This window comes from Haloferax sulfurifontis, from assembly GCF_014635105.1.
GTDB lineage: Archaea > Halobacteriota > Halobacteria > Halobacteriales > Haloferacaceae > Haloferax > Haloferax denitrificans.
Genome location: NZ_BMCI01000001.1, coordinates 263,029 through 287,549, shown reverse-complemented (window position 1 = coordinate 287,549; position 24,521 = coordinate 263,029). Strand labels below are relative to the sequence as shown.

24 protein-coding genes are annotated in these 24,521 nt (G+C 69.7%); 15 read left to right on the top strand and 9 right to left on the bottom strand.

Annotated features, from left to right (window positions below; all coding sequences use genetic code 11):
• Nucleotides 1-30 precede the first annotated feature (30 nt).
• Nucleotides 31-732 carry a metallophosphoesterase family protein gene (locus IEV64_RS01540; RefSeq protein ID WP_188422966.1) on the bottom strand — a complete coding sequence of 234 codons (702 nt, stop codon included), beginning with the start codon at nt 730-732 and terminating at the stop codon, nt 31-33.
• A gap of 183 nt (nt 733-915) precedes the next feature.
• On the opposite strand from IEV64_RS01540, the gene map reads away from it, so the two are divergent.
• The 3 genes from map (at nt 916) to IEV64_RS01525 (ending at nt 3,462) form a co-directional block, all read left to right on the top strand.
• Nucleotides 916-1,806, top strand: coding sequence for a type II methionyl aminopeptidase (map, locus tag IEV64_RS01535; RefSeq protein ID WP_007275304.1), 891 nt, complete (start codon nt 916-918; stop codon nt 1,804-1,806).
• A 72-nt stretch (nt 1,807-1,878) separates the two neighbouring features.
• Entirely contained in the window at nt 1,879-2,445 is a 567-nt protein-coding gene (locus IEV64_RS01530) for an HIT family protein (protein ID WP_188422965.1), read from the top strand.
• 81 nt (nt 2,446-2,526) lie between these two features.
• Nucleotides 2,527-3,462, top strand: coding sequence for a cation diffusion facilitator family transporter (locus IEV64_RS01525; protein ID WP_007275302.1), 936 nt, complete (start codon nt 2,527-2,529; stop codon nt 3,460-3,462).
• Between the two features lie 15 nt (nt 3,463-3,477).
• On the opposite strand, the gene IEV64_RS01520 is transcribed toward IEV64_RS01525, so the two are convergent.
• A complete protein-coding gene (locus IEV64_RS01520; RefSeq protein ID WP_188422964.1) occupies nt 3,478-4,068 on the bottom strand; it encodes a S26 family signal peptidase in 591 nt (196 codons plus the stop codon).
• Nucleotides 4,069-4,163: 95 nt separating this feature from the next.
• Nucleotides 4,164-5,453 (bottom strand): tRNA (N(6)-L-threonylcarbamoyladenosine(37)-C(2))-methylthiotransferase, encoded by a 1,290-nt coding sequence (locus IEV64_RS01515; protein WP_007275300.1) that lies wholly within the window; start codon nt 5,451-5,453, stop codon nt 4,164-4,166.
• 261 nt (nt 5,454-5,714) lie between these two features.
• Here IEV64_RS01515 and IEV64_RS01510 point away from each other — a divergent pair, with 261 nt between their 5' ends.
• The 3 genes from IEV64_RS01510 (at nt 5,715) to IEV64_RS01500 (ending at nt 8,772) form a co-directional block, all read left to right on the top strand.
• Nucleotides 5,715-6,116, top strand: a complete 402-nt coding sequence (locus IEV64_RS01510) for a DUF5518 domain-containing protein (protein WP_188422963.1) — start codon at nt 5,715-5,717, stop codon at nt 6,114-6,116.
• A 98-nt stretch (nt 6,117-6,214) separates the two neighbouring features.
• Nucleotides 6,215-7,555, top strand: coding sequence for a PQQ-binding-like beta-propeller repeat protein (locus IEV64_RS01505; RefSeq protein WP_188422962.1), 1,341 nt, complete (start codon nt 6,215-6,217; stop codon nt 7,553-7,555).
• The gene (locus IEV64_RS01500) at nt 7,552-8,772 is read left to right on the top strand and encodes an outer membrane protein assembly factor BamB family protein (protein ID WP_188422961.1); all 1,221 of its coding nucleotides are present in this window, start codon (nt 7,552-7,554) and stop codon (nt 8,770-8,772) included. The genes IEV64_RS01505 and IEV64_RS01500 overlap by 4 nt, the downstream gene beginning before the upstream one ends.
• Before the next feature lie 51 nt (nt 8,773-8,823).
• Here IEV64_RS01500 and IEV64_RS01495 read toward each other — a convergent pair whose 3' ends face one another.
• On the bottom strand, nt 8,824-9,798 hold the full coding sequence (locus tag IEV64_RS01495) for a calcium/sodium antiporter (RefSeq protein WP_188422960.1): 975 nt from the start codon (nt 9,796-9,798) through the stop codon (nt 8,824-8,826).
• Between the two features lie 105 nt (nt 9,799-9,903).
• Entirely contained in the window at nt 9,904-10,542 is a 639-nt protein-coding gene (gene deoC / locus IEV64_RS01490; RefSeq protein WP_007275295.1) for a deoxyribose-phosphate aldolase, read from the bottom strand.
• Between the two features lie 66 nt (nt 10,543-10,608).
• Between deoC and IEV64_RS01485 the strand changes: the two genes are divergently transcribed.
• The 3 genes from IEV64_RS01485 to IEV64_RS01475 all read left to right on the top strand — a co-directional run bounded on the left by IEV64_RS01485 (nt 10,609) and on the right by IEV64_RS01475 (nt 13,044).
• Nucleotides 10,609-11,418: a DUF63 family protein gene (locus IEV64_RS01485; protein WP_188422959.1), complete on the top strand. Its 810-nt coding sequence runs from the start codon at nt 10,609-10,611 to the stop codon at nt 11,416-11,418.
• 114 nt (nt 11,419-11,532) lie between these two features.
• Nucleotides 11,533-12,450 carry an ATP-dependent ribose-1-phosphate kinase gene (locus tag IEV64_RS01480; RefSeq protein WP_007275293.1) on the top strand — a complete coding sequence of 306 codons (918 nt, stop codon included), beginning with the start codon at nt 11,533-11,535 and terminating at the stop codon, nt 12,448-12,450.
• A gap of 69 nt (nt 12,451-12,519) precedes the next feature.
• Complete coding sequence (locus IEV64_RS01475) at nt 12,520-13,044, top strand: hypothetical protein (RefSeq protein ID WP_007275292.1); 525 nt, start codon at nt 12,520-12,522, stop codon at nt 13,042-13,044.
• A 9-nt stretch (nt 13,045-13,053) separates the two neighbouring features.
• Here the strand turns inward: IEV64_RS01475 and IEV64_RS01470 are convergent, their stop codons facing one another.
• Nucleotides 13,054-13,491, bottom strand: coding sequence for a universal stress protein (locus tag IEV64_RS01470; protein WP_007275291.1), 438 nt, complete (start codon nt 13,489-13,491; stop codon nt 13,054-13,056).
• Nucleotides 13,492-13,670: 179 nt separating this feature from the next.
• Here IEV64_RS01470 and IEV64_RS01465 point away from each other — a divergent pair, with 179 nt between their 5' ends.
• Both IEV64_RS01465 and IEV64_RS01460 read left to right on the top strand, forming a co-directional pair.
• A complete protein-coding gene (locus tag IEV64_RS01465; RefSeq protein WP_188422958.1) occupies nt 13,671-14,399 on the top strand; it encodes a guanosine phosphorylase in 729 nt (242 codons plus the stop codon).
• A 9-nt stretch (nt 14,400-14,408) separates the two neighbouring features.
• A complete protein-coding gene (locus IEV64_RS01460) occupies nt 14,409-15,839 on the top strand; it encodes a universal stress protein (RefSeq protein ID WP_188422957.1) in 1,431 nt (476 codons plus the stop codon).
• 77 nt (nt 15,840-15,916) lie between these two features.
• Here IEV64_RS01460 and IEV64_RS01455 read toward each other — a convergent pair whose 3' ends face one another.
• Nucleotides 15,917-17,158 carry an NAD-binding protein gene (locus IEV64_RS01455; RefSeq protein WP_188422956.1) on the bottom strand — a complete coding sequence of 414 codons (1,242 nt, stop codon included), beginning with the start codon at nt 17,156-17,158 and terminating at the stop codon, nt 15,917-15,919.
• 100 nt (nt 17,159-17,258) lie between these two features.
• Here IEV64_RS01455 and IEV64_RS01450 point away from each other — a divergent pair, with 100 nt between their 5' ends.
• From IEV64_RS01450 to samp1, 3 genes are read left to right on the top strand one after another with little or no spacing between them, the layout of a single operon-like run.
• On the top strand, nt 17,259-18,476 hold the full coding sequence (locus IEV64_RS01450) for a potassium channel family protein (protein WP_188422955.1): 1,218 nt from the start codon (nt 17,259-17,261) through the stop codon (nt 18,474-18,476).
• A complete protein-coding gene (locus IEV64_RS01445) occupies nt 18,476-19,945 on the top strand; it encodes a DUF8167 domain-containing protein (protein WP_188422954.1) in 1,470 nt (489 codons plus the stop codon). Before IEV64_RS01450 ends, IEV64_RS01445 begins: the two co-directional genes overlap by 1 nt.
• 23 nt (nt 19,946-19,968) lie before the next feature.
• Nucleotides 19,969-20,235: a ubiquitin-like modifier protein SAMP1 gene (gene samp1 / locus IEV64_RS01440; RefSeq protein ID WP_188422953.1), complete on the top strand. Its 267-nt coding sequence runs from the start codon at nt 19,969-19,971 to the stop codon at nt 20,233-20,235.
• Between the two features lie 259 nt (nt 20,236-20,494).
• Here the strand turns inward: samp1 and IEV64_RS01435 are convergent, their stop codons facing one another.
• Nucleotides 20,495-21,340 (bottom strand): Rieske (2Fe-2S) protein, encoded by an 846-nt coding sequence (locus IEV64_RS01435; protein ID WP_004969527.1) that lies wholly within the window; start codon nt 21,338-21,340, stop codon nt 20,495-20,497.
• A gap of 212 nt (nt 21,341-21,552) precedes the next feature.
• Between IEV64_RS01435 and ppc the strand changes: the two genes are divergently transcribed.
• A complete protein-coding gene (ppc, locus tag IEV64_RS01430; RefSeq protein WP_188422952.1) occupies nt 21,553-24,246 on the top strand; it encodes a phosphoenolpyruvate carboxylase in 2,694 nt (897 codons plus the stop codon).
• 66 nt (nt 24,247-24,312) lie between these two features.
• Here the strand turns inward: ppc and IEV64_RS01425 are convergent, their stop codons facing one another.
• Nucleotides 24,313-24,480, bottom strand: a complete 168-nt coding sequence (locus IEV64_RS01425; RefSeq protein WP_158250821.1) for a hypothetical protein — start codon at nt 24,478-24,480, stop codon at nt 24,313-24,315.
• Between the last annotated feature and the right edge of the window lie 41 nt (nt 24,481-24,521).

Sequence of the window (24,521 nt, the reverse complement as noted above, 5' to 3'; positions counted from 1 at the left end):
CCGTCGCTCCCACCGTCGCCGCGGCGCGGCTCAGACCAGCGCGGGCTGGCGGGGTTCGAGAATCTTCGAGTCCTTGCGGGACTCGTGGGTGACCTCGGAGTCGACGGCGACGAGTTCGTCGGCGTGGAGGTCGTACGCCGTCAGCGCGCCGCCGTAGACCGCGCCCGTGTCGAGGCCCATCGCGTGCTCGAAGACGGCGGGGTGGGCCATCACGGTGTGGCCGAAGAAGACGCGTTCGGGGCCCTCGTAGTACTCGAACCAGAAGGGACCGTCGTAGCTGTCGCCGGGGTTCATCGCCCGGGTGTTTTCGAGTTCGTCCACGTCGTGTTCGTCGAGCGGCTTTTCGGGGTGGACGCCGCCGTGGACGACGATGGTCCCGTCCCACGAGATAGCGACCGGGAGGTTCGAAATCCACTCGAGGTCGTCGTCGGTCAGCGCGTCTAGCTCCTTCGTGCCGCGGATGAGCTTCTCCTCGTTGTTGCCGCGGACGGTCAGGAAGTTGTCGCGCTCGCGGACGTAGTCCACGACGCCCTTGCTGTCGGGACCTTTCCGCACGAGGTCGCCGACGAAGACGACGAGGTCGTCCTCGGAGGGGTCGAGCCGGTCGACGAGGCGTTCGAGCGCCGGCAGACACCCGTGTACGTCGCCGACGACGTACACGTCGTCCCAGTCGTCGATGTCGACTCGAAGGTGTTGCTCGGCGACGTCGGGGTGGAAGGATGGGACACTCATTGGAAACGTTCTCTCCTATTTCAGAACGTCCCAGGCTAAGAAAGGGTTGCTAGTTTCGGAATGTTGTGCTATATAGACGTGGCAGAGACTATCAGGCATACCTCGCCGGGCGGGGGCGATGGTCCGATTCCGGTCGCCGGCCATCCCGCAATCGCTTTCCGGCGCGGCCGCGAAGTCGCGCCCATGAGCATCGGACCCCTCGACGACGAGACGGTCGAGAAGTATCGAGAGGCAGGGGAGGTCCTCCGCACGGTGTTGGACGAGTCGGCCGAGATGGTCGAACCCGGGGTCACCCACCTCGAAGTCGCCGAACACGCCGAAGCGCGCATCCGCGAACTCGCCGACGGCTGTGCCTTTCCGGTCAACATCAGCATCAACGAGGAGGCGTCGCACGCCAGCCCCGGCCGCGACGACGACACCGTGTTCGGCGAGGACATGGTGTGTCTCGACGTCGGCGTCCACGTCGACGGCTACATCGCCGACTCCGCCGTGACCGTCGACCTCTCGGGCAACGACGAACTCGTCGAGTCCGCCGAGGAGGCGCTCGACGCCGCCCTCGACATGGTCGAAGCGGGCGCGCACACCGGGAAAATCGGCGCGGAAATCGAGGACGTGATTCGCGGTTACGGCTACACGCCCGTCCTCAACCTCTCGGGCCACGGCGTCGAGCAGTGGGACGCCCACACCGACCCGACCATCCCGAACCGCGGCGCAGAGCGCGGCGTCGAACTCGAAGTCGGCGACGTGGTCGCCATCGAGCCGTTCGCCACCGACGGCACCGGCAAGGTCACCGAGGGCTCGAAAAACGAGATTTACAGCCTCGTCAACGACCGGTCGGTCCGCGACCGCATGTCGCGCAAACTGCTCGACGAGGTGCGCGAGAAGTACAAACTGCTCCCCTTCGCGGCCCGCTGGTTCGAGGGCGGCCGCTCCGAGATGGCCATCCGTCGGCTCGAACAGCAGGGCATCCTCCGCGGCTACCCCGTCCTGAAAGAGGAAGACGGCGCGCTGGTCGGACAGGCCGAAGACACCATCATCGTCACCGAAGACGGCTACGAGAACCTCACGCGGTAGTCGGGTGACGCCGGGCGGCACCGGTCGCCCCGAGACCGAAACGGCTTGCCCGTCCGGTTCCATTGAGCCGCCATGGACCAACTGTTCGCCCCGTGGCGCATCGAGTGGGTCGCCCGCGACGACGACCAAGACGCCGACGCCGACGACCCGGACGACGACCGCTGTCCCTTCTGTGCACTCCCCGAGCGCGACGACGACCGAGAGGCCAAAATCGTCGCCCGCTCGCCGCACTCGTTCGTCCTCCTGAACAACTACCCCTACGCGCCGGGCCACGTCATGGTCATCCCGTCCCGCCACACCGGCGAGTTCGGCGACCTCTCGGACGCGGAACTCCTCGACCACGCCCGGCTCAAATCGAAGACGCTCGCCGCGTTAGACGCCGCCTTCGACCCCGACGGCTGTAACGCGGGGGAGAACCTCGGCGGGTCGGCCGCCGGCGGCTCCATCGACGACCACCTCCACACCCACGTCGTCCCGCGGTGGAGCGGCGACACGAACTTCATGCCGGTCATCTCCGACACGAAGGTGCTCGTGCAGGCCCTCGACGACTCCTACGACCAGCTTCACGAGGCGTTCGCCGGCCTCGACGGCGCGGTCGTCGACGGCGACGACGACGCGGTTCGCTTCGAATTAGACTGACTCTAAAACTCACGTCGAGTGCGTCTAATAGCCCGCTCCGCCCCGAAGCGCATTTGAACCCCACTCCCGAAAGCCACGGTAATGGAGCGCAGACGGGCCATCCGGCGGGTCGGATTCGTCGTCCTCGCGGCGAACGTGCTTCTCGTCGTCGGGAAGGGCGGCGTGTGGTGGACGAGCGGGAGTCTGGCCCTCGGGTCCGAGGCGGTCAACAGCCTCGCGGACGCGGTCTACAGCACCATCATCCTCGGCGGGCTTTATCTGACGACGAAGCCACCGGACTGGGAACACCCCCACGGCCACGAGCGCATCGAGCCGTTCATCTCGCTTTTCGTCGCGGTCGGCATCTTCGCCGCCGGCGGAGCGATTCTCTGGCGGAGCACGTCCAGTATTCTCGCGGGGACCTACGGCGGGTCCGCGGGGACGCTCGGCGTCGTCGTCCTCGTCGTCGCGGCGGTGTTCAAGTACGTCCTCTACCGCTACTGCTACTCGGTCGGCCGCGAGCAGAACTCGCCCGCGCTCGTCGCCGCCGGCGTCGACAACCGAAACGACATCCTCACCGCGGGCGCGGCGCTCGTCGGCGTGGTCGGCGGCCAGTTCGGCTACCCCATCTTGGACCCGCTGGCCGCGATGGTCGTCTCCATCGGCATCGTCTACACCGGCTACGAAATCGTCCGCGACAACGTGAACTACCTCGTCGGGGCCGCCCCGCCGGAGTACCTCCGGGCGCTCATCGTCCAGACGGCGCTGTCGCACCCCGACGTCTACGGCGCACACGACGTGGTCGCCCACTACGTCGGCCCCGAAATCGACGTGAGCCTCCACATCGAGGTCGAAGGCGACATGACGATTACCGAGGCCCACGACATCGAGACGTGGGTGGTGCAGGCGATTCGGAACATCGACGAGGTGGACGACGTGTTCGTCCACATCGACCCGCGGGAGCTCGGCGAGTGGAAGGAAGACGACGAGACGGAGCGTTACACCATGTTCTCGCCCGACGGCGGCGACGGTCGCTGACGCGTCGGCGACGCTTCACAGCAGTTTCTGCAGTTCTAACCGCAGTTCCCCGAGATACGGCACGTGGAACTGGCCTTTCGCCCGCACCCAGTCGGGCCGGACGGGCGAGGCGATGCCCCGCGCCTGGTCGTAGTAGTCGTTGTCGTCGCCGCGGGTGACGTAGCCGGCGTGCGGCGCGGGACAGTTCAGGAGTTCGGCACAGGAGTCCGCGCCGTCCACGTACGAGTCGTCGGCCCGGTCGTACCAGTTCTCGCCGTCCTCGACCCGGAAGACCGCGCGGTGGATGATGGGCGACCCGGCGCGCGACGGCGGGGCGTAGACGACGACGTCGCCGGGGCCGCCGAGTCGCCCGTAGCCCTCGCTCGCGTTCGCCGTGACCACGCCGTGGTCGTCGGCCGCGGGGCCCACGTAGCGACCCTCCGAAGTCACGACGACGAGGTCGCCGCGTTCGAGGGTCGGTTGCATGCTCCCGCTTTCGACGGCGACCATCGGCGGCCACACGCCGCTGACCGCGAACAGCACCGCGCCGACCGCGACGACGAGAGCGACCGTCTCCAGCGCGTCTCTGGCGAACGCTCGGGCCTCCGATGGGCTGTCGTCGGACACGGGTGCTGTCAGCCGTCGCGTCGCTATCAATCTTGTTGCCGGCGTCGGCGAAAAACAGGGATACGAACCGACCGTACCGGCGCGGCCCCGACCGCTCAGGCGACCGTCGGCTCTCGCGGTTCGGGCCGTGCGTCGACCGGCTCGGCGAAGGCGTAGACGGTCTGGTGGGCGGTCACCGTCACGCGGGCGAAGTCGCCGGGTTCGAGGCCGTGTTCGGTGGCGTTCTGGACGATAATCTGCCGGTAGGCCTCGTCGCGGCACTTCACGGAGTCGCCGGTGCCCTCCTCGACGACGAGCACGTCGCGCTCCGTGCCGACCATCTCGTCGTAGGCGGCGGCGACGATGTCCATCTTCGCCTCGGACATCTCCTTCGAGCGCTCCTTCTTGAGCGTCCCGCCGAGGCCCTTCAGGTCGGCGGCGTCGGTGCCGGGGCGCTTCGAGAAGCGCGTGACGTTGACCTTCTCGGGGCGAATCTCGCGGAGCAGTTCCATCGACCGCTCGTGGTCCTCGTCGGTCTCGGTCGGATAGCCGACGATGAAGTCCGTCGAGAGCGTCCAGTAGTCGAGTTCCCGGTCGAACGTCTCGACGATGTCGCGGAACTTGTCGACGCGGTGCTGGCGACGCATGTGTTCGAGCACCTCGTCGGAGCCGGACTGCACGGGCGCGTGGATGAAGTTGTAGAGCTTGTCGTGGCGGGCGAACACGTCGGCGAGTTCCTCGCGGATGCCGTGGACGCCGCCGGGGTTGGCCATGCCGACGCGGACGCGGAACTCGCCGTCGATTTCGGTGCAGATGCGGTCCAGTAGCTCGGGGAGCTTCCGGTCGCCCTTGTCCCAGCCGTAGACGCCGGTGTCCTGTCCCGTGATGCGGAGCTCCTTCGCGCCGGCGTGGACGAGCGCCCGCGCCTTCTCGACGTTCTCGTCGACCGAGGGCGAATCGACCCGGCCGGTGGCGAACTTCGTGATGCAGTACGAGCAGTTCGACATACAGCCGCGGGCGATTGGCAGGATGCCGACGACGCCGTCCAAGACGGGCTCGACGCCGGGGCCGGGGGTCGGACACTCGCCGTTGGTGACGGCGGTCGGCACGTCGTCCCAGTGGAGAATCTGGGCGTCGATGCCCTCCTCGCGGAAGTCGTTGCCCTGCGCGAGCGCCATACAGCCCGTGATGATGAGGTCCGCCGTCTCCGCCTCCAGCTCTTTGGCCCGACGGAGCATGTTCCGCTCCGTCTTCTCCACGACCGTACAGGTGTTCATGATGGCGACATCGGCCTCCTCGGGCCCGTCGACGCGGTAGTGTCCGGCGTCGCGGAGCGCGCTCTCGATGGCGCGGCTCTCGCCGCGGTTCGAGGTACAGCCGTATGTCTCGATGTGGTATCGGGCCATTCGGTTACCCCACGTACCGGGTCAGCGGGCAAAAACGCCGCGGTCTCCCCCGAGACTGCCGGCGTCCGCGGGGCGTGATAGCGCCCCGCGAGCGCCTCTCCCGTGACGCGGACGGCAACGGTCCGACGAACACCGACGAGCACGCCCCACGGAGCATCGCGCCGGCCGGACGCTCAGCCCCCCGCGAGTCTCGCATCGGCCGTATTATCCGTCGAACGACGAAAATAATTCATTATCTCATACGTTGTATTTAGAGTCGCTATGAAGTTCAACACGCGCGCCATCGCCTACGGGTTCATCGCGACCGTGGTCGTCGGCATCCTCAGCGGCTTCGCGCTTCCGTTCACGAACGTCACGCTCCCCACGGTCGGCTACGTCCTCACGGGCATCATCGGCGGCCTCGTCGCCGGCTACATCGTCACGACCGGCGCGGCCGACGGTGCGCTCAACGGGCTCGTCGGCACGACGCTCGGCGGGATTATCGTCGCCATCGGTCTCGTCATCATGAACGTCCTGTTCGCGGGCGTGTTCTTCGGCCTGACCGTGTTCGCCGCGGCCGTCGTCATCATCGCCCTCGCGGGCATCCCCGGCGCTATCGGCGGCGCACTCGGAAGCATGCTCCACGACCGCTCGGCCGCCCGCCGCACCAGACCCGCGGCCTGAGCCACGGAGTCGGCGAATCCCTTTTTCGAGTCACGAACGCTCCGTCGCTCCCGTCTCGGCGAAAAGTTACTTGTCACGGTGTTGTACAGTTGTGATAGATGCGCTCCCGCAGGACACAACCCGATTCTCCCTCCGCCCGCGACTCGGCCGCGACCGACAGCGCCGCTTCGTCCGCCGTCCGCAGTTCACTTCCGCCCGCCACCGACACCAGCACCCGCCGAGACGTACTTCGCCTTCTCGGGGCGGGTGCGGCCGTCGGTCTCGCGGGCTGTGTCGGCGGCGACGAACCGACGGACGACGACTTCCCCGAGGGGGTCCGCTTCGACCGCGGCTGGCCGACTTACGCCCACGACGACGCCAACACCGCGTTTCTCCGCGAAGGCACCGCCATCGCTGAGCCGACTATCGAGTACGAACCCGACTTCGGGATGGACTCCACCGAGCCCGTCGCCGCCGACGGGGTGGGCTACACGCCCGGCGACCCGATGCGAGCAATCGACCCGGCCGCCGGCGAGGAGTTGTGGACCGCACAGGGCGAGGGGTGGACCGCGCCGGTCGTCCTCGACGGCGTCGTCTACTCGCTCGGTGTGACGGTCCACGGCCCGAACCGGCTCGCGCTCTACCGCGCCCGCACCGGCCGGGAGTTCCGGACTATCGAGCTCCCCGGTCGCCCGCGGACGCCGCCGGCGTTCTCCAACGACCGCGAGACGCTGTTTCTCGGCCTCGACGACGAACGCGTCTGCGCGGTCGACATCGACGCCGCCGAGGTCACGTGGACGCGGTCGCTGTTCGGCGCGGTCCGGCGTCCCCTCGCGGTCAACCTCCACTCGGTGTTCGTCGTCACCGAGGGCCAGCGGCTCTACTGTCTCGGTACGAACGGCGGCGCCCGCTGGCAGGTCCCGACCAAGACGGTCGAAGCCGTCGCGCCGGTCGTCGGCGACGAGCGGGTGTACATCGCGGGCTGGGACCGCATCGCCGCGCTCGAACGGCGGAACGGCGACGTGGTCTGGGAGGACGCCGGCGGCGTCCACGAGCGACTCGCGTTCGACGGCGAGCGCCTCTACGCCGCCCGTGGGTCGCTCCGGGCGCTCGATAGCGCGACCGGTGAGGAGCGATGGAAATACGACCCGCGAGAGACTGTCTCCGCCGCGAGCATCGTCGGCGACACGGTCTACGTCGGTACGGGACACGGCGAACTCGTCGCCCTGAATCGAACCGACGGCGGCGGCCCCTTCGGCGACCGCGAGCGCTGGTCGATTCCGCTCGGTCGCTACGTCGGCCACTCGCTCGCCGCGACCGACCGCCGGGTGTTCTGCCCGCTCGTCCGCGACGACGGCCTGTTCAGCCTGACTGTCGTCGGCGACGCCGCCGATTCATCTAGTGCGGGCACGACCGCGACCGCGGGGACAGCCGCGGACGCTGGAGGGTCGGAGTCGTGACGCGACCCGACGCGGGGCCATCGAGGCGGGCGTTCCTCGGAGCCCTCGGAGCCGGCGCAGTCGCCGGTCTCGCGGGCTGTGTCGGCGGCGACGAAGGTTCCACGGGCGACGGCCGCGCCGACTGGCCACACCCCTACTTCTCGCCGGAGGGGGCGGGCTACAACCCCCGCGCGACCGGCCCGGCGTCGAAGCCGAGCGAGTCGTGGGGCATCGACGTGAACGGCCTCGAACTGGCGCGCCCGGTCGTGTTCGACGAGACGGTGTACCTCGCCACCAGCGACCGTCTCCGGGCGTTCTCGGTCGCCGACGGCACCGAGCAGTGGTCGGTCGAAAGCGACTCTCAGAGCGGGTTCCGCTCGTCGGTGACGGTCGATTCGGAGCGCGTCTACGTCGGCCACGTCGGGGCCAGAACCGGCGTGCTCGCGTACACCCACGACGGCGAGGAGGCGTGGCACGCGCCGACCGAGTCGAGCGTCTGGGCACCCGTCGTCCGACCCGAACCGGACCGCGACCGCCTCTACGCCTCCGACACCGCGGGGAACCTCTATCGCGTCCGCGCCAGCGACGGTGCCGTCGAGTGGCGCGAGGAGGTGTTCGGTCCGGTTCGGTCTCTCGCGGCCCGGTACGACACCGTCGTCGCGGGCACGGAGGGCGGCGAAGTAGTCGCGCTCCGCGACGAGGGCGTCGAACGCGGCGCGACCGGGCGGTGGCGAACTAAACACCCCGGGGGCGTGCAGGCGCTCGCAATCGCCGAGTCGAACGACGTGTTCGCGGGCTTCTTCGGCGCGGGCGTCGCCCGCCTCAGAGGCGGCCTCCGCGCCGGTGCCGTGGACTGGCACCGCGAGGAGCCCTCGCCGCACGGCTCGCTCGTCGTCGGTCCCCGGCGCGTCTTTTCGACCGACGGGACGGGAATCGACGCCTTCGACAAGCGTGCCGGCTCTCCCTCGTGGGCGGGCGGTGACGATTTCTTCGCCCCGCCCGCCGGTGCCGGCGACACCGTCTTCGTCTCGGACACGAGCGACGACGGCGGCGTCGTCGCCTACGACGCCGGGGGCGGCGTCGGCCTCGGTGACACTCGCGTCGGAGCCGAGCGCTGGCGATACGACCTCGCGGGGCGCGCGCTGACCGGCCCGACGCCGGCGGGTGACGCGCTGTTCGTCGTCGAATCCGGCGGCGACGACGGACCGCGACGGCTCGTCGCGTTGCGGGCCGAGTAGGAGAGCGATTTAGGGGGCGCTCGACAGGACCGTCTCGGGAGACTGCGGCCCTCAGATGAGCCCCAGTATCCACCGCGTGACCTCGGAGGTCGCAAAGAAGGCACCTTCCAAACGGGAGAGGACTCTCCCGGTCCAGAGCGCGGCGACAATCAGGAGGGTGACCGCGACCAGCCACGAGAGCGTCCCGAGCGCCGAGGCGCTCACCGCGAGCGGGCGAGCGACCGCCGCGACGCCGACGATGCCGGTGATGTTGAGGATGTTGCTCCCGACGACGTTGCCCACGGAGACCCCGAGACTCCGCCGTCGGAGCGCGACCAGCGAGACGGCGAACTCCGGCGTCGACGTCCCCGCCGCGACGATTGTGCCGCCGATGACCCACTCGGAGACGCCGGCACCGCGGGCCAACTCCGAGGCGGCGAGCACCATGTAGTCGCCGCTCACCAACACCAGCGCCAACCCGCCCGCGAGGAACACGGCGTCCCGCCCGGGGAACTCGATTCGTTCGGTTATCGAACGGGTCACGCTGTCGTCGCCGAGCGACTGGTCGTCAGTTCCGTTCGTCTCCGTCTGAGAACTCCGAAGCAAGTACGCCGTGTAGGCGACGAACGCCCCGACTAAGAGGACTCCTTCGAGCCTCGTGACCCGGAGGTCGAACAGGACCACCCCGCCGAGGAGCGTGCTCGCCAACAGGGCGACGCCGTCGCGGGAGACGAGCGACTCCGCGACCGGAATCACCCGAACCAGCGAGATGACGCCCAGCACGAACGCCAGGTTGTAGATGTTCGAGCCGAGAACGTTGGCGACCGCGATATCGCCCAGCCCTTTGTACGCGGCGTCGACCGCGACAGAGAGCTCCGGCGTCGAGGTTCCGATTGCGACGATTGTCAGTCCGATAGTGAGCTCCGAGAGCCCGAATCTCCGAGCCGACCGGACGGCGGCGTCGACCAACAGCCGCGCGCCGACCCAGAGCCCAAGCACTGACACGAGAATCACGACGATTTGAACGGCCTGTTCGCCTCGGAGCATGGTACTGGGTTCTCGGGAGTCGAACAATCAATGTTGGGCCCGCGACGTTCGGGATATATCGATGACCGCGAAACCGCGAGACTGCGAGACCGCTTGACTGCCGACCTACTTCTCGGGCGCGCCGGAGACGATGTCGACGCCGGACGACGCGCCGATGCGCTCTGCGCCGGCCTCGAACATGGCGACCGCCTCGTCGTAGGAGCCGACGCCGCCGGAGGCCTTGACGGGCAGGTACTCGGCCATGAGCGCCACGTCCTCGACCGTCGCGCCGCCGTCGGCGAAGCCGGTGGAGGTCTTGACGAAGGCGGCGTCGGCCTCGACGGCCGCCTCGCAGGCGCGGCGTTTCTCTTCTTCGGTGAGAAGCGCCGTCTCGATGATGACTTTCACCGGAATCGGGACGGCCGCGACGACCTCGGAGATGTCCTCGGTCACGAGGTCGTCCTCGCCGGCCTTGAGCCGACCGACGTTGATGACCATGTCCAGTTCGTCCGCGCCGGCCTGCCACGCGTCGACGGCCTCCTCGCGCTTGGCCGTCGTCGTGTGTTGGCCGTGGGGGAAGCCGACGACCGTCGCCAGCAACACGTCCGGGGCGTACTCGCTCGCCTCGGCGACGTAGCACGGCGGGATGCAGGCGTTCAGCCCCCACTCGTCGGCGTCGTCGAGGACGGCCTCCACGTCGGCAATCGTCGTCTCGGGTCCGAGGACCGTGTGGTCGATTCGGGGGGCGAGGTCGGCTCGGTTCATACCCGGTGGAGGCGACCCGAGGCTAAAGAACGTAAGGCTTTCACGCCGCCCCGCCGCGCCTCCTGCATGGCCATCCTCCCCGAGGGGTTCGCGCTCCCGCCGCTTCCCTACCTCGTCGCCCTCGCCGCGGGGCTCGTCGGCGTCGGCGTCGGACTGACTCGCACGCGCCCGACGGTCACGCCCGCGCACGTCCTCGCGCTCGTCCCGTGGATGGTTGCGGGGTCGGCGCTCCACGTGCTCTACGTCGTCGACGCGCTCCCGCCCGCGGTCGAACCGCTCGCCGGCACGCCCGCGGTCTATCTCTCCGTGGCCGTCGTCGCCGGCGCGACGTGGCTCGCGCTCGACGCGACCGACCTCGCCTCGCCGCCGGCGCTCGCGGCCCCCGGCGCGCTCGTCGCCGCCGGGCTCGCCGGCTTCGCGCTGTTCATCGGCCTCGCCGCCGGGACGCTCTCGGTCGTCTGGCCCGGCGTCGCGCTCGTCGCGGCGCTCGTCGTCAGCCCGCTGACGTGGCGGGTCGTGACGCGACTCGCGCCCGAGGCGGCCGCCGCGGGGTCGCTCGGCCTCCTCGCAATCTTCGGGCACGCCCTCGACGCGCTGTCGACCGCCGTCGGCGTCGACGTGCTCGGGTTCGGCGAGCGGACGCCGCTGTCGCGCGTCATCCTCGACGCCGCCGCGGCGCTCCCGACCGCCGAGGCCCTCGGCGTCGGCTGGCTGTTCGTCCTCGTGAAACTCGCCGTGGCCGGCTTCGTGGTCGCCCTCCTCGCCGACTACGTCCGCGAGGACCCGACCGAGGGGTCGCTCCTGTTGGGCCTCGTCGCCGCCGTCGGCCTCGGCCCCGGCGTCCACAACCTCCTGTTGTTCGCCATCGCCGGCTGAGGCCGGGATTCGGCTGGGGGGCCGCCCGCCTCCGCGTTCACGCTCTTTCCCCGCGCTCCGTAGTCGCCCGACCCGAGGGAGTTATCCCACAGGCGAACCGACCTACGCGGACGCATGTCCCGTGTCATCTGCGCCGGCCACGTGAACTGGGACGTCACCCTCCGCGTGGACGCCCTGCCGGAGCCGGACGGCGAGGCGACCGTCGAGTCGCGGGTCGGCGCGGGCGGCGGGAGCGCCGCCAACGTCGCCAGCGGCCTCGTCGGCCTCGACGTGCCCGCCGCGCTCCTCGGGAGCGTCGGCGACGACGAACACGGCCACGCCGCCGTCGCCGAACTCGCCTCGAAGGGCGTCGACTGCCGCCACGTCGTCAGCGTCGACCGCGGCCCGACCACGGTCAAGTACATCGTCGTCGACGCCGCGGGCGAGGTGTTCGTCCTCGGCTCGCCCGGCGTCAACGAGGCGTTCGAGGCGACCGACCTCCCGACCGACCCGCTCGCGTCGGCCGACCACCTCCACCTGACGAGCCAGTCGCCCGAGACGGCCGCGACGCTCGCCAGACGGGCCCACGAGGTCGACACGACGGTCAGTTTCGACCCCGGCCGGCGGGTCGGCGACCGGGGCTACGCCGACGCGCTCCGCGAGGTGGACTACGTCTTTCTCAACGACCGCGAGGCCGCCACCGCGCTCGGCGAGGCGGCGGTCGAACGCGGCCGGAGCGCCGACGCCGAACCCGTGTCCGACGTGGCCGAGGCGCTCGCGCGGGCGACGCTCGTCCTCAAACACGGCCCGCGGGGCGCGGAGGTCAGAGACGGCGACGAGCGACACGTCCACCCCGGCTACCCCATCGACGCGGTGGACACGACCGGCGCGGGCGACGCCTTCGCCTCGGGGTTCATCGCGGCCCGCCTCGACGAGGCAACCTACGAGCGGGCGTTGGCAGTCGCCAACGCCTGCGGCGCGCTCACCGCGGCCGAACCGGGAGCGCGGACGCGACTCAGTTGGCGGCGGCTGGACGACCTCGTCGAGGGCTGAGCCGCCGCCCGCCACGCCGCTCGGCGACGACCCGACCAGTTTTATCCTCACCAGCCATTCGTCGGGACGATGTTGGACCTCCTCCCGGCCACCGTCGCCGCCCTCGACGCCGCGTCGAGCCTCGGCGCGGTCGCCGGGCGACTGCTTCTCGGCGCGGTCGTCGGCGTCGCGGCCGCGGTCGTGATGGCCATCCCGATGTGGCGACAAGACGACGGCTTCACCCCGGCGTACGTCGCCGCGGCGGTCGTCCGCCGGACGACGCCCGACGAGGTGAGCTTCGGCGACGCGAACGTCGCCCACCACGCCGCCGGCGGGCTCGCGGGCGTCCTCTACGCGGTCGTCTACCTCGCGACCGACGCCGTCGCGCCGGACCTCGGCGTCGCCGGCGTCGACCTCCCCTCGCACCTCGTCGCGACCGCGGTCGTCGTGGCGTTCATCTACGTCGCGTTCGCCCGGTTCGTCCTCCCGCGCGCCGGCCGGCGCATCTACGAGGAGCGCGCGACGGCGGTCCGCGGGCAGTGGCTCCGCTCCTCGCTCGTCTTCGGCGCGACGCTTCTTGTCCTCGCGCCGGTGGTCTTCACCGGGCTCACGTGAGACCGACGGCTATCGAATCGTCACCACCGGGAGCTCCGACTGCCGGACGAGCGACTCCGCGACGCTCCCGAGCACGAACTCCTCGAGGTGCGGGCGGCCGTGGGTTCCGACGACGATGAGGTCCGCGCCGTACTCGGCGGCCGCGCGCAGGACCATCTCCGCGACTCGGCCGACCGCGACCCCCGTCTGTAGCGAGACGCCGTACTCGTCGGCGATTCCCGCCTGCGCCCGCGAAAAGAGCTCCTCGGCGTGCTCCCGTCGGTCTTCGAGCCAGTCGTCCCACTCGCTTGGGTGGTCGCCCCACCCGATTGCGGCGGTGTCGTCTGTGTGGCTGTCGACGACGTACAGCACCGTTATGGTCCGCGAGCCGAACTCCGCGCAGGCGAATTCGAGCGCGCTCTCGGACAGCGGCGACCCGTCGAAGGGAACGAGGACGTGTTCGACCATACACACGATACGACCCCGAGAACGATAATCGCGAGTTCGGTCGGGGCTGACTGTCTGGCAGTCGAGGGTGTCGGCGTCGGGGCGTGACGAGCGCGAGCGCGCGGCGATGGTCGGCCGGGTCGACGCCGCCCCCCGGTCGAACCGCGTCGTTTTTGCCCGCGACCCGAGTGGGTCGGTACATGGCGAAACAGCCCCACCTCCTCGTCGAAGAAGGCGACGTGAACGACATCGCGCTCATCCCGGGCGACCCCGGGCGGGTCGACCGCATCGCAACGCAGTGCGACAACGTCGAGGAAGTCGCGCAGAACCGCGAGTACAAGGTCGTCAACGCCGAGTACGAGGGCGTCCCGCTCACCATCTCCTCGACCGGCATCGGCTGTCCCTCCGCCGCCATCGCCATCGAGGAGCTCGCCCGCGTCGGCGTGGAGACGTTCATCCGCGTCGGCACCATCGGCGCGCTCCAAGCGGACATCGAAATCGGCGACATGATAGTCGCCACGGGCGCGGCCAAAGAGGAGGGCACCTCGAAGCGCTACGAGTCCGAAGTCTACCCGGCGGTCCCCGACTACGACGTGCTCACCTCGCTCGTCGAGTCGGCCGAGGCGAACGACGAAGACGTCCACGTCGGCCCCATCGTCTCCGACGACGCGTTCTACAACGAGTCCGACGAGTACGTCGAAGACTGGAACGCCGCCGGCCTGCTCGCCATCGAGATGGAGGCCGCGACGGTGTTCTCGCTCGCCCGCCGCCGGGGCCTCCGCGCCGGCGCTATCTGCACGGTCGACGGCAACCTCGTCGCCGGCACCCAGAAGGGAGCCGACTCCGACGAGGAACTCCCCGAGAAGGCGAAGAACAACGTCGAGCGCGCCATCTCCATCACGCTCGACGCGGTCGCCGACCTCGCGTAGACGAGCACCGTGGACGTCCGCCACCTCGCGGCCCGAGCGGTCGCACGCGTCGGGGCGCTTCGCACCCGAATCCGCCGGATAGAGCGGCGCGAGAAGGTGGCGTTCGGCCGCTGGATAGAGAACACGAACAACCTGCTTCACCTCTCGATTCTGCTCATCACCCCCGTGCTCATCGCGGGGGTGACGCTCATCTCCAACTCGGTCAGCACGCTGTCGTTCCTGCTTTTCCCGCCGCTCGCGTCGGGGTCGTACACGCTGTTTTCGGACCCCGAAGGGCGGTACGCCTCGCCCGTGAAGTTCGTCGTCGCCCTCACGGTCGGCGCGCTCTGCGGCCTCGTCGCGGTCGGCTTCGCCGGGTGGGCCTACGGCCCGACCGGGACCGCCGTCGTCCATCCGTCGGCGGCGGCGCTCGCCATCTTCCTCGCGGGGGTCACGACGTGGGCGCTGGACGTGGAGGCGCCCTCCGCGTTTTCGACGGCGCTGTTGACGCTCGTGACGGGCGACGTGAACCCCGAGGAGTACGTGGTGAGCATCTTCTTCGCCAGCTTCGTCATCGCTATCGCCTTCACCGTCTGGCGCGAGCAGTTCTACGAGCGCCGCGCGGAGTACCTCTACGGAACCGTCCGCGGCGACGACCACGTCCTCGTGCCGATGCGCGGCGAGACGGCGACCCAGACGGCCTTTTTCGCCGCCCGACTCGCCGCCGCCCACAGCGCCGGGAAAGTCGTCCTCCTCGACGTGCTCCCGCCGACGCCGGCCGACGAGAGCGACGCGAACTCGGGCGCCGAGGGCGAGGCCGACGCCGACCTCGACGCCGAGACCGACGCGTCGGTCGAGCGCCTCGAATCCTGCGCCCACAAACTTCGGACCCAGTTGGGCGTCCCGGTCGAAATCGCCGTCGCGCGCGGCGACCCGCTGACGGCGACCACCGAGGCCGCGGCGAACACCAACTCCGACCTCGTGGTGACGCCCTACGAGGAGGACCGCGGCCTGCTTTCGGACTACATCCGCGGGCTGTTCGGCGGGTCGTACGACACCGTGGCGTTCCGCTCGACCGGCGAGACCTACCGCTGGCGGCGCATCCTCGTGCTCGTCTCGCGGCCGGGCGACGCCGCCCACGCGATGATCGACTTCGCCACCCGCCTCGCCGGGAAAACGGGGAGCGTGAGCGTCACGACCTGCATCACCTCGGAGGTCGAGCGCCGCCCCGCGGAGTCGAAGCTCGCCAACTTGGTCGAGACGGCCGACGGCAACATCGAGACGCGGGTCGCCCGCGCCGACGTGACCGGCTTCATCGCCTCCAACGCCGCCACCTACGACCTCGTGGTGCTCGGCTCCAGCGGCGACCGCTCGCCCGCCTCGCGGTTCATCGCGCCGCCGACGTTCGAGCGCATCCGCGAGATAGACTGCGACGTGGCGGTGTTCGACCGCGGGCACTAAGCGGAGAGGGAGCGACGCGGAGCGGAGCAGTCGGCGTCGGCGTCAGTTCGCGCTTGCGACCGGGGTCGCCGGCCTCGTCAGTTCCGACCGTCCGGTTCGGATTCGTCTGACTCGCCCGTCCCGTCAGCCTCGGTCGTCCCGTCGGCGGGCGGGTCGGTAGGCGGGTCGGTGGGCTGTTCGTCGAGCAGTCGTTCCTCGATGGTTTCGAGGCCGCTCCCGCCGACGGCGGACTCGGCGAGGAAGTGGCCGCCGAGCGCCGCCGGGCTGATGACGGTGTTGGCCCCGGCGCGGCGCAGTTTCCGCTCGTTCTCCCGCTGGGTCGCCGACGCGACGATGTGGATGTCGGGGTTGAGCTGTCGCGCCGTCAGGATGGCCAGCGCGTCTTCGGCGTCGTTGTTGGTGGCGACGACGACGGAGCGGGCGGCGTCGACGCGGGTTCGCTGGAGCGCCTCCTCGTCGCTCGGGTCGTCCGTGACCACGGCGTAGCCGCGGTCGGTGAGGCGCTTGGCGCGGGCCTCGTCGGGCGTGACGATGACGACGCGGGCGCGGTCGCCGAGCTCTTCGAGAATCGGTTCGGTCAGTTCCCCGTAGCCGAGGACGAGGATGTGGTTCTCCAGGATGTCGAGTTGTGATTCGGTCATGCGTCCGAGTGCCTTGGTGAGTCGCGCTTCGATTGCGGGCGTGAGCAGGACACCGAGCGCCACGGCGAACGTCGCCACCGTGATAAGGAGCGCCGATATCCCGAACAGCCTGGCGATGGCGGTCTGCGGGTAGATGTCGCCGTAGCCGACCGTGCTCCCGGTGACGACGCCGAAGTAGAACGCGTCGAACAGCGTCTCGATGCCGTTGAACTGCTCTCTGAGCGCCCACGCGCCGGCGGTCGTGTACGTCTGTGCCCCCGCGATTGCGAGGAGCGCCGACAGCTGTGTCGCCGTCAGGTCGAGGTCGCGGTCGAACGCCCTGTAGTTGAACACCAAGAGCGCGAGGCTGATAAGCGAGAGGCCGACGAGCGGGGCCGCCCGCTCGGGCGACTGGACGAGCCCCTGCCCGGCCGTCACCGGGAGCAGTATCGCGGCCGAGTACCACGCGGCGCGGTAGCGGCGGCGGAGCCCGAAGACGCTCGCGAGGAGCAGAAAGCCCGTCAGCGTCCCGGTGAACCCGGCGGTGATGCGGACCGCCTCCGGGATGTACGCGGCCAGCACGCCGCCGCTCACCGGGACGCTGATGTTGAGGATGCCGATGGCGACCGAGAGGACGGCGGCGACGAACACCGTCCCGATGGTCGCGCGGGCACCGACCCACTCGCGTACGGAAGCCATGTCTTTCCCAGTTCTGGCGTCAGAGGGCAAAAGCGGTCGGGTATCGGCCCGTCACGGGCGCGCCGTCACGCCTTTATCCCGTCGGCGAGTGTACCGGCCCATGGCTTCACTCCCCGTCGAAGTCGTCTACGGGCTGTACTTCGGCATCCTCACGGGGCTCGTGCCGGCCGCCGTCGCGTGGCTCCTCGGCTTCGGGTTCCGCTACGTCACCGGCGTCACCGTCCCGGGCCTCGCCGTCGTCGTCCTCAGCGTCGCCATCGCGGGCGCGAGCGGCGGTCTCATGGCGCTGGCCGACCCCTCGATTACGCAGTCGGACAACCAGGTCAGGCTGACGGTCGCGCTGTTGGTCGTCCTGATGGGGGCGTTGTACGCGCACAACCGCGGCGACGCCTTCGCCAACGACATCCCGCGGAAGATGTCGCTTCGAAAGCTCACAGAGCGGTCGCTGTCGACGGACGTGGTCGAACTCGTCGGCGGCCGCGGGCAGGTCAGCGTCACCGTCACCGGCGAGGTCGGCGACATCGAGGGCTACCCGCCGGTCCCGCTGGACATCCGCACCGGCATCCGAAACGGCGAGTGGACGTTCCCGGCCGACATCCCGCTCGTGGAGCTCGAATCGCGGTTCGCCGACCGCCTGCAGAACGAGTTCGACCTCGCCGCCGTCGAGGTCAGAATCGACGAGCGAGCCCGCGCCACCGTCACCGCGGCGGCCCCGGTCGGCGGCCTCTCGAAGCGCCTCCCGGCGGGCAAGCGCGCGGTGTCGGTGACGGCGCTCGTGCCGACGGGACTCGCGCAGGGCGACGAGGTGGTCGTCGTCACCGACGGCGGCACCGAAACCGTCACGGCGACCGTCGCCAGCGTCGAATCGGTCGTCGAGGCCCTGAGCGAACCCGAGGACGACGAGGACGACGCGGACGCGCCGAAGGCCGCGCCGCGCGCCCCCACGGCCGTCGGCGGCGAGGGCCGCGTCACGCTCGCGGTCGACCGAGGGGAGGTCGAACCGCTCCTCGGGAGCGACGTGGACCGGTTCGTCGTCGCCTCCCGCGGCGTCCGCCGGGAGTTCGAACTCGTCTCCCTGCTCCGCCGGGCCGGCAAACGCTTCTCGCGGCTCTCGGTCGGGGCCGACGGGCCGCTCGACGGCGTGACGCTCGGAAAGGTGGGCGTCCGCGACGCCTACGGCGTGGCCGTCCTCGCGGTCCGCCACGGCGGCAACTGGACGATTGCGCCGCGGGGCGACCAAGCGGTCTCCGCCGGCGACACCGTCTACGCGGTCGGGTCGAGAAGCGACCTGACCCGCTTCGAGGAGGTGGTGGCGTGATGTCGGTCGCGCTCGCCTCCGCCGCCCCCGCCGCCGACCTGTTCGCGGCGGTCGGGCAGTCGGCGACCGCCGGGCAGGTGTCGATTCCGGCCGCGGACGACGCGCTCGTCCCGCCGGTGCTCCGGCTCATCGGCCTCGTCGTCGGCGCGTTCATCGTCTCGGCGATTGCCTCGCTTCTCTACCGCTGGTACACCCGGGAGATAATTCCGCGGGCGCTGGCGGTGCTGTTCGGCGCCGCGGTCGTCGCGCTCTACCTGAACACCATCGGCCTGTTCGGCGCGTTCACCACCGGTAGCGAGACCGAGGTGTTCCAACTGGACACCGTGCTTTTCAACATCGGGTCGCTCGCCGGCGGGGCGCTCATCGCGCCGGTCGGCCGGGTCGCCGGCGACCGACTCGCGACCGACGTGTTCGCCGTCGCGGGCGCGAAGGAACTCGACGCCGACGTGAGCCGACTCGTCCGGACCGTCGGCCGCGTCACGTCGGTGACGCTCCCCGAGGACATCGGCGACATCGAGGGCTACGACCCGGTCGCAAAGACCGTCAAGACCCAGCTGAGCGGGAAGACGCTGTTGTTCCCTCGGCGGCTCAGCGAGGCCGAACTCCGCGACCGACTCGCCACGCGCATCAAGGACGACCACGGCGTCGGCCACGTCGACGTGGAGTTCGAAGCCGGCGAGAGCGAGGTGTCCTATCTCGCGCTCGGCAGTCGCGCGGCCGGCCTCGGGCCGACGCTCGCGCCCGGCACCGTCGCGGTCGCGATTCGGGGCGACCCCGGCTCCGGCGCGGCCGCCGGCGACCCCGTGCAGGTCTGGTCGGTTCCGAAACCGGACGCGGGCGACGAGGGGGACGAACCGTCCGACGGCGGCTCCGCGGACGCATCTGAACCGCCCGAGGCGACCGACGCCGTCGAATCGACCGAGACGCCCGCCGGCGGGCCAGACACCGGCTCGCTGTCCGACGGCGGCACCGACGCGCCGACCGCGTCGACCGCGCCGACCGCACCGACCCGCGTCGCCTTCGGCGAACTCCGCGGCGTCGCCGACGACGTGGCGACCGTCGCCCTCGACGCTGAAGACGCCGACCGGCTGACGAGCGGCGAGCAGTACCGGCTCGTGACGCTCCCCGCGGACCCCCACGTCGACCGCGAGTTCGCGTCGCTCCTGCGGAACGCCGACGAGACGATGGCGGTCACGACCGTCGCGGCCGGTGCCGACCTCGACGGCGTGACGGTCTCGGAGGTCGACACCACGGTCGTCGCCATCCGGTCTTCGAACCGCCCGGTTGACGCGATTCCCGGCCGGGGACGCGAACTGGCCGCCGGTGACACGCTCTACGTCGTCGGTCGGCCGGAGGTGCTCCGGAAGGTCGAACGCCGGGCGACGACCGACACGAGCCGCACCGACGGCGGCGACGACGGCGGTTCCGACGGCGACGGCTCGCGGTCGTCCGGGGCGCAATCCTCATGAACGCCGGGCGACGAGACGGGAGTATGGAGTGGAAGCTGTTCGCCGACCTCGCGGAAGTCACGGGCGCGCGCACCGTCCGAGTCGACGTCGACGGCGACGACGCGACCGTCGGCGACGCGCTCGACGCCCTCGTCGGGGCGCACCCGGCGCTCGAATCGCGGGTGTTCGGCGACGACGGCGAACTGTACGACCACATCAACGTCCTCCGGAATGGCGAGGCGGCCGCGCTCGGCGAGGCGACGGCCGCCGGCGACGAACTCGCGCTGTTCCCGCCGGTCAGCGGCGGCTAGCGCGCGGTCGTCGCTCCGGAGCGACGTCTCCCGGTCGGTTGATTCTCGAACACTGACGGACGACCCGAGAGCCGCCGGTCTGTCAGCACGCGAAACGGGGTACGACGGGCGGAATGGGACAGGACGAGATAGAACGGAACGGAACGGAACGGAACGGAACGGAACGGAACGGAACGGAACGGAACGGAACGGAACGGAACGGAACGGAGAGACGCGTCGCGGTCGGTCGCGAAGCGGGAAGGCGAGCGCCGAGGCGAGGTTACTCGCTCGGGCGCGGCAGTGCCGTAAAGAGCGTCTCGACGATGGTGAAGGGGTCGTAGGTGGACTGGTGACACTGACAGTAGACGCCGTCTTCGCCGCCGAACGTGGCGGAGCTGGCCGACTGCTTGTAGCCGGGGACACAGCAGAAGTGCGTACACTTGTTGAGCCACGCGATGACGCCTTGGTCCGTCGAGGCGGCGAGCCACTCGTTGTCCTGTGCGGCCTCCTCGATGCGCGTCGAGCGGACCACCTGAATCGGCATCGTGTCCTCGGTGTCCTGCGAGCGCCACGTCCCGGTCGCGGGCATTCCGAGACCGGCCTGCCCGATGCCGTTGCCCCACGTCTCGTACTCGTCGAAGTCGTTGACGTTCAGGCGGTCGCCGGCGCTGTAGGTCTCGGACTGCCAGTCGTAGGCCCCGTTGTCGGAGCGGAAGTAGTTGTCCGACTCGAACGTCGGGTTCAGCCCGTCGTAGGTCTGGACGCCGCAGTACTGGAACCAGTCCTGCGAGTAGGTGACGCCCGTGCCCTGGTAGTCCTCGCTGATGGCGAGTTCGACTTCCACACCGTTCTGGGTGACGGTCTGGACCTCGGGCCAGACGCCTCTGATGTAGCCCTCGTCGTCGATCTCGATCGGAATCTGCGGCATGCCGCGCGGTGCGGGACCGCCGGTGTTCTCGATGGCGTACGCCTGCGTCGGCCCACCGCCGGAACCGGTGGACGACGTTGCGGTGTTGATGGCGGCCGCGCCTGTCGTTCCCACGCCCGCGAGCGCCGCTCCCCCGACGACGCCCTTGACGAACCGACGGCGACCCGAATCGGCGGGGTACTTGTCGCTATCGCTCATACATCCACCTTCGACCCGGTCAGTAAAAGCGTGACGAATCAACCGTGTTAGTACGCCCCACGAAACGGCCGCCCGCGAGGGGTTCGGCCCGCCGACCCCGCGGCCGGAGAAACTGGACGAACCATTAGAAACGTTCGTTTAGGACCCATCTCCGGGCAAATTTTCGGCGTTACTCGTGGCCTTTTAGAATGTGGTACTCGTATTCGAGTAGGATGCGATTGCACACCAGAGACGTGCGGCAAGATGTCCGCGAGCTGGGGGCACTGCTCGGGGACGTGCTCGAAGCGCAGACGTCGACGGCGTCGTTCGAGACGGTCGAAGAGCTTCGACAGGCGGCCATCGCCTACCGGAAAGGCGAGTCCGGGTCGCGCGAGCGACTCTACGACGTGGTCGGCGACCTCGAACCGGAGCGCGAGAGCGTCGTCGCCCGCGCGTTCACCACCTACTTCGAACTCATCAACCTCGCCGAGGAGCGCGAGCGGGTTCGCGTCATCCGCGAGGCGTCCCAAGAGGGGACGCTCGAAGACGGCATCCTCGACACGCTCGGCGCGCTGGACGACGAGGAGGTCGACGAGGAGCTTCTGGGACGCGTCCTCGAAGACGTGCTCATCGAGCCGACCTTTACGGCCCACCCGACCGAGGCCCGCCGGAAGACGGTGAAATCGAAGCTCCGCTCCATCGCCAACCGGCTGGAGACGCTCGACGAGCGCCGCCTCACCGACCTCGAACACGACCAGGAGTGGCGGCACGTCGTCGCCGAGGTGACGAGCCTCTGGCAGACCTCGCAGGTCCGCGACCGCCGCCCGGAGCCGACCGACGAGGCCCGAAACGTCCAGTGGTACCTCGAAAACACGCTTTTCGACGTGGTCGGCGAGGTGTACGAGGAACTCGAAGAGGAGCTCCGCGCCGAGTACCCCGGCCTCGACGTGCCGAAGCTGTTCGAGTTCCGCTCGTGGGCCGGCTCCGACCGCGACGGCAACCCCTTCGTCACGCCCGAGGTGACTGAAGACACGCTCGAACGCCAGCGGAGCGTCGCCCTCGAAAAGTACAGCGACTCGCTCAAGCGTCTCTCCGGTGTGCTGAGTCAGGACGCGACGCGAATCGACCCGGGCCACGAGCTCGAACGCTCGCTGAAGGCGGACCGCGAGCTCCTCCCCGTCGTCGCCGAGGAGTCCGACGAGCGCTACCCCAACGAGCCGTACCGCCAGAAGCTCAAGCTGATGCGCGAGCGGCTCCGCCGCGTCGAGGACGTCCGCCCGAACGGCTACGCCGACGCGAGCGAACTCATGGCCGACCTCGAAGTCATCGACACCAGCCTCCGCCGGACCGGCGCGGCGCAGGTCGCCGACGTGTACGTCGAGCCCCTGATGCGACAGGTCGACACGTTCGGCTTCACCCTCGCCAGCCTCGACCTCCGCGACCACCAGGAGAACCACACCGAGGCCGTCCACGAGGCGCTGGCCCACGAGGGCCTCGACTACTACGGGAGCTCCGAGGACGAGCGCGTCGAACTCCTCACGGACGCGATTCTGCAGGACGAGCCGGTCGTCGACCTCGAAGAGCCGGGCGACGTGTCGGAGACGGCCGAGCGCGTCCTCCGCCGCTTCCGCAAGCTCGGCGAGTGGCAGCGCGAGTACGGCGTCGGCGCCATCGACACGTACTGCATCTCGATGACCGAAGAGCCGTCGCACGTCCTCGAAGTGCTGTTCCTCGCCGACCAGGCGGGCGTCGTCTCCATGCCCGACCACTGCGGCATCGACGTGGTCCCGCTTCTCGAAACCGAGTCGGCGCTCAACGGCGCGCGCCGTATCATGGGCACGCTGTTCGAAAACGAGGCCTACGAGCAGGCGCTCGCCGCGCGGAACGACGTCCAGGAAATCATGCTGGGCTACTCCGACTCCAACAAGGAAAACGGCTTCCTCGCGGCCAACTGGGACCTTTACAAGAACCAGCGCCGCCTCGCCGACATCTGCGACGACTTCGACGTGACGATGCGGCTGTTCCACGGCCGCGGCGGCTCCATCTCCCGCGGCGGCGGCCCGATGAACGAGGCCATGCTCGCGCTCCCCAACGAGACCGTCACGGGGCAGATTAAGTTCACCGAGCAGGGCGAGGCCATCGCCGAGAAGTACGCCAACCCGCGCATCGCGGAGCGGAACCTCGAACAGATGCTCAACGCCCAGATTCGCGCCCGCCTGCAGGCGATTCGGACGCCCGAAGAGGAGGTGCCCGACCGCTGGGTCGACGCCATGGACACCATGGCGGCCGCCGCCCGCGAGGAGTACCGGAACCTCCTCGAAGCCGACGGCTTCGTCTCCTACTTCGAGCAGGCGACGCCCATCACCGTCATCGAGGAGCTCAACCTCGGCTCCCGGCCGGCCTCCCGGTCCGACGAGCGGAGCGTCGAGGACCTGCGAGCCATCCCGTGGGTGTTCTCGTGGACCCAGTCGCGGTGTATCCTCCCCGGCTGGTACTCGCTGGCCGCCGGCGTCAACGCCTTCCTCGAAGACGGCGGCGACATGGACGACCTCCGCGAGATGTACGACGAGTGGGCGTTCTTCCGGAGCACGTTCGACAACGCCGCGATGGCGCTGGCGCGCACCGACCTCGAAATCGCCACGGAGTACGCGAACCTCGCCGACGAGGAACTCCGCGAGGAGTTCTTCACCCGGCTCACCGACGAGTACGAAGACGCCGCGGGGCTGATGCTCGACATCAGCGAGCGCAGTAGCCTCCTGAAGCGCGAGTGGCTCGAAGAGAGCCTCCGCCGCCGCAACCCCTACGTCGACCCGCTGAACCTCCTGCAGACGCACCTGCTGTCGCAGACCCACCGGACCGACGAGGAAGAACAGACCCTGCGGCTCACGGTCAAAGGCATCGCCGCCGGGATGAAGAACACGGGATAACGCGACCGCGACGCCGACGCCCTCGGCCACCCGCCGAGGACTCCGTCGCCGCGCCGCCGGGGCCGATTAGGCCCGACGGAGGTCGTACGGGTTCGAACAGACCGGGCAGGTCTGCCGCGCGACGCGATACTCGCTTTTTAATCGCTGTCTGACACCGTCGAAGTCGGCGTCGCCCTCGTATCTCGATTCGACTTCCTGTCCGCAGTGCGGGCACACCACCACCACCGTTGCCATATTCGACGGTACGGGCGAGTCCATCATATATTTTCACCCCG

Excerpts from the sequence above, each read along its gene's own strand:
- deoC (WP_007275295.1), bottom strand. The coding sequence starts at position 10,542 with ATGAACCGAGCCGACCTCGCCCCCCGAATCGACCACACGGTCCTCGGA.
- IEV64_RS01485 (WP_188422959.1), top strand. The coding sequence starts at position 10,609 with ATGGCCATCCTCCCCGAGGGGTTCGCGCTCCCGCCGCTTCCCTACCTC.
- IEV64_RS01445 (WP_188422954.1), top strand. The coding sequence starts at position 18,476 with ATGTCGGTCGCGCTCGCCTCCGCCGCCCCCGCCGCCGACCTGTTCGCG.
- IEV64_RS01480 (WP_007275293.1), top strand. The coding sequence starts at position 11,533 with ATGTCCCGTGTCATCTGCGCCGGCCACGTGAACTGGGACGTCACCCTC.
- IEV64_RS01505 (WP_188422962.1), top strand. The coding sequence starts at position 6,215 with ATGCGCTCCCGCAGGACACAACCCGATTCTCCCTCCGCCCGCGACTCG.
- IEV64_RS01470 (WP_007275291.1), bottom strand. The coding sequence starts at position 13,491 with ATGGTCGAACACGTCCTCGTTCCCTTCGACGGGTCGCCGCTGTCCGAG.
- map (WP_007275304.1), top strand. The coding sequence starts at position 916 with ATGAGCATCGGACCCCTCGACGACGAGACGGTCGAGAAGTATCGAGAG.
- samp1 (WP_188422953.1), top strand. The coding sequence starts at position 19,969 with ATGGAGTGGAAGCTGTTCGCCGACCTCGCGGAAGTCACGGGCGCGCGC.
- ppc (WP_188422952.1), top strand. The coding sequence starts at position 21,553 with ATGCGATTGCACACCAGAGACGTGCGGCAAGATGTCCGCGAGCTGGGG.
- IEV64_RS01510 (WP_188422963.1), top strand. The coding sequence starts at position 5,715 with ATGAAGTTCAACACGCGCGCCATCGCCTACGGGTTCATCGCGACCGTG.
- IEV64_RS01475 (WP_007275292.1), top strand. The coding sequence starts at position 12,520 with ATGTTGGACCTCCTCCCGGCCACCGTCGCCGCCCTCGACGCCGCGTCG.
- IEV64_RS01425 (WP_158250821.1), bottom strand. The coding sequence starts at position 24,480 with ATGGCAACGGTGGTGGTGGTGTGCCCGCACTGCGGACAGGAAGTCGAA.
- IEV64_RS01495 (WP_188422960.1), bottom strand. The coding sequence starts at position 9,798 with ATGCTCCGAGGCGAACAGGCCGTTCAAATCGTCGTGATTCTCGTGTCA.
- IEV64_RS01540 (WP_188422966.1), bottom strand. The coding sequence starts at position 732 with ATGAGTGTCCCATCCTTCCACCCCGACGTCGCCGAGCAACACCTTCGA.
- IEV64_RS01455 (WP_188422956.1), bottom strand. The coding sequence starts at position 17,158 with ATGGCTTCCGTACGCGAGTGGGTCGGTGCCCGCGCGACCATCGGGACG.
- IEV64_RS01435 (WP_004969527.1), bottom strand. The coding sequence starts at position 21,340 with ATGAGCGATAGCGACAAGTACCCCGCCGATTCGGGTCGCCGTCGGTTC.
- IEV64_RS01530 (WP_188422965.1), top strand. The coding sequence starts at position 1,879 with ATGGACCAACTGTTCGCCCCGTGGCGCATCGAGTGGGTCGCCCGCGAC.
- IEV64_RS01525 (WP_007275302.1), top strand. The coding sequence starts at position 2,527 with ATGGAGCGCAGACGGGCCATCCGGCGGGTCGGATTCGTCGTCCTCGCG.
- IEV64_RS01515 (WP_007275300.1), bottom strand. The coding sequence starts at position 5,453 with ATGGCCCGATACCACATCGAGACATACGGCTGTACCTCGAACCGCGGC.
- IEV64_RS01450 (WP_188422955.1), top strand. The coding sequence starts at position 17,259 with ATGGCTTCACTCCCCGTCGAAGTCGTCTACGGGCTGTACTTCGGCATC.
- IEV64_RS01465 (WP_188422958.1), top strand. The coding sequence starts at position 13,671 with ATGGCGAAACAGCCCCACCTCCTCGTCGAAGAAGGCGACGTGAACGAC.